Origin of the sequence: Cryobacterium sp. MP_M3, from assembly GCF_015752155.1 — a bacterium.
Classification (GTDB): Bacteria; Actinomycetota; Actinomycetes; order Actinomycetales; family Microbacteriaceae; genus Cryobacterium.
Genome location: NZ_JADOVI010000042.1, coordinates 1 through 2645 on the forward strand (window position 1 = coordinate 1; position 2645 = coordinate 2645).

A 2645-nucleotide genomic window follows, 5' to 3' on the forward strand; every position below is an offset into this window, starting at 1 on the left:
GGCCCAATGAAGTCCACTATGGTTATCAACAGCCAGCATTGGCAGCGTAGAAGAATCCACTAATTCCGCTGTCCGAAATGCCCGCGGCAGCTCAGAGCGCACCTGCCGGAGGTGGATGGTACACCTCGGTCGCGGGTTGCACAATTTCGGGTTCGGTCGGCACGACAGAGTACTACCAGTGGCACAGGGCCCCCTCTGTATCTTCCTCTGGTTGCGTTCAGGCGCTCGGATACACCACCTCCGTCACCAATCCAGCTCCCTACTGGAAGGGCATTGGTTGCCTCAACAGTGGCGGATCTGGCACCGTCACGTGGGGCAACGTACTCGCTTCAACAAAAGTGAAAGTCCAATCAATCACGGCGGGGGCCGGCGTTACTGTTCAGTTCACAACTTGAGGCGATGAATGAACCGCAGGCGAGGACGCCCGCGCAGGGGATGGCTCTGGACTGGCTTCGGAGTCATCCTCTTGGTCGCTTCATGGATTGCAGTCACGCTGACTTCCACACTAAACACAAAGGTTGATCACCGGCCGTTAGGTTCACCCGCAAGCATAAAAGCACAGATGTCCGAACTCGTTTCCTGCGAAACGAAGGATGAACTGCTCGATGACATGAGCTATTACGACACGATGACAGGATTCAACTGCAATCACGATTTGGGTCCAGCCACGCTTGTCCACATCTACAGCACCGTTGGGTCACCAGATCAGGTACTCCAAGATTGGGCACCGCTGCTTAATCCTGATCGTCAAGTCCTCATCGGCCGCAGTTGGTTTGTGATCGGAGGGATATCCGACCTTACCAAAATCAAGTCTCGATTCGGTGATGCCGTTGGGCCGACTGTATACGTCCCTGCGGCTTCTCAACTCAATCTGAAAGCCAGTGAAATCACCGGATGTGTGAGGGCCGCCACCTCTGGAATTATGCAGTACGCAACAGAGAATCAAAAGTATGAGGAGGATGCTGCCAACTTGGACACGGTGTATCCGGGCATCGACGCCTTGGTGCGAAGCGTAGTCACCGAGAACGTTGCGAAGGAAATCCAGGGTCTTTGGGAGTCTGATTCGCTCAAACTGGAAGCGAACCTGACTCGTTTTGGTCCGAAGGTAAAGAGTTATTGCTCAAAGGCATACGACGAGGCGAATCCGAATGCCACACGGGGATAGAAACGATCGAAAGAGACTGAGCCCGACTCCGTCGGTCTCATAACGCGAACGGGTAACGTGGGACTTATGTTCGTTAATGGAGCGCAGCAAATACCAACGCGATCAACTACGCTGTGGGGCGGTCTCGGGATTGCCCTCGCTGGCTTTCTTTCTATGGCTGTGGCGCTCAACTATTCTTTGTTGAACGATCTGTCGTTTATATTGAGTTCGGCTTTTTCGTTGGTCTCGGCGCTCATTCTCATGCTCGCCGTATTAATTCTAGCCTTCAGTATCCGCCACGAAACCGGTATTGCCGGAGCCTCAAAGAGCGGAAAAGTCGCGCTCGTAGTATTCGGGATTTGCACTGTTGGAAAGGATGCTCTCAATCTCTTCTCCAGCACCATGACCAGTGATGTCGTACGTGTCCAAAGCGACGTCTCGTTCGCGCTGAGTGTTGCGGCGCTGGTATCTCTTGTCGTCGCCGCGATCTCTGTGGCCAAGGCGGGCGTGATTACCGGGCCGCTCCGATGGGGGGTTGTCGTTTTTGGAGCGTGGAGTGCTATCACGTTCGCGCTCAATCTTGACCCGGCGGGCACTTTTCTTTTCTCTTCCGAGGCATATGTCATGATGCTCCTTCTACAGATCGCGCTGGGCATAGGGTTCGCGCTCTACGGGCGCGAGCAAGCGCTACGGAGGCGGATGGAAGTCTTTAACCAGCGTTGGTGAGTGCCTCGGCGTCGTCTGCCATTGCGTCGACCGCCTCGGCGCGTACTTATGCGCGGCGTTCGGCGGCCGCAAGTTCTATCGGTGTGAGTCCGTCGGGGTCGATTGTCGTTCTGATTTCGGCGTCTATCCGCCAAGTGAACTGGCGGGGCTTGTTTTGCTGGTTCGAGACTCAGGCGTTCAGATTTGAATTCTTCTGGCCTGACCTCGGCGCGCTCCGGTTCGGACTGCACGAACACACTTTCATGCTCGACGCGACCCGGGAACAGCAACGCATACATCTCAGCATCGGTGGGTGGCCGACCTAATGGTCTGGGCATGCGGGTCGTTGCTCCCGGGAACGGGTTCAAGAAGGTCAGGAAGCCGACCTTCACGTGATGACGCACACCTCGGTCTTCGCTTAGTTCGTTGACGCTTCGGTCGTGTGGCTGAAGGTTCTGCAGTCAGACACGAAATCGCTGTGCAGTCCACTTCTGACATTCGTGCAGTCGACTTGGGAAAACGACACCAGGCAAGGCGCCAGAACTTCGCGGATCCTGCTCTCTCACAAACACTTCTCAGAACGGTATTCTTGCATCATCCGGGATTCGACGGATACCGAGAACCCACCACGAGGACCCTCATGCTCATCGGCTACGCCCGTGTTTCGACCAGCGACCAGAACCTCGACCTGCAACACGACGCCTTGAAAGCCGCCGGCTGCGAGAAAACCTTCACCGATGTCATCAGCGGCGCCAAAGCCTCCCGACCGGGACTGGACAAAGCACTCGAGCAGCTT

General features: G+C 55.8%; 3 protein-coding genes. All 3 read left to right on the plus strand.

Going from position 1 to position 2645, the window contains the following annotated elements; genetic code table 11:
• Positions 1 to 562 precede the first annotated feature (562 nt).
• Positions 563 to 1165 carry a hypothetical protein gene (locus IWX89_RS18190; RefSeq protein WP_196904945.1) on the plus strand — a complete coding sequence of 201 codons (603 nt, stop codon included), beginning with the start codon at positions 563 to 565 and terminating at the stop codon, positions 1163 to 1165.
• A gap of 66 nt (positions 1166 to 1231) precedes the next feature.
• Positions 1232 to 1870 (plus strand): hypothetical protein, encoded by a 639-nt coding sequence (locus IWX89_RS18195; protein ID WP_196904946.1) that lies wholly within the window; start codon positions 1232 to 1234, stop codon positions 1868 to 1870.
• A 619-nt stretch (positions 1871 to 2489) separates the two neighbouring features.
• Positions 2490 to 2645, plus strand: a 156-nt coding sequence (locus tag IWX89_RS18200) for a recombinase family protein (RefSeq protein ID WP_196904947.1), incomplete at its 3' end; no start/stop codon positions are given.

Bases quoted from the DNA above. Each gene is read 5' to 3' on its own strand.
- IWX89_RS18190 (WP_196904945.1), top strand. From the start codon at position 563: ATGTCCGAACTCGTTTCCTGCGAAACGAAGGATGAACTGCTCGATGAC.
- IWX89_RS18195 (WP_196904946.1), top strand. From the start codon at position 1,232: ATGTTCGTTAATGGAGCGCAGCAAATACCAACGCGATCAACTACGCTG.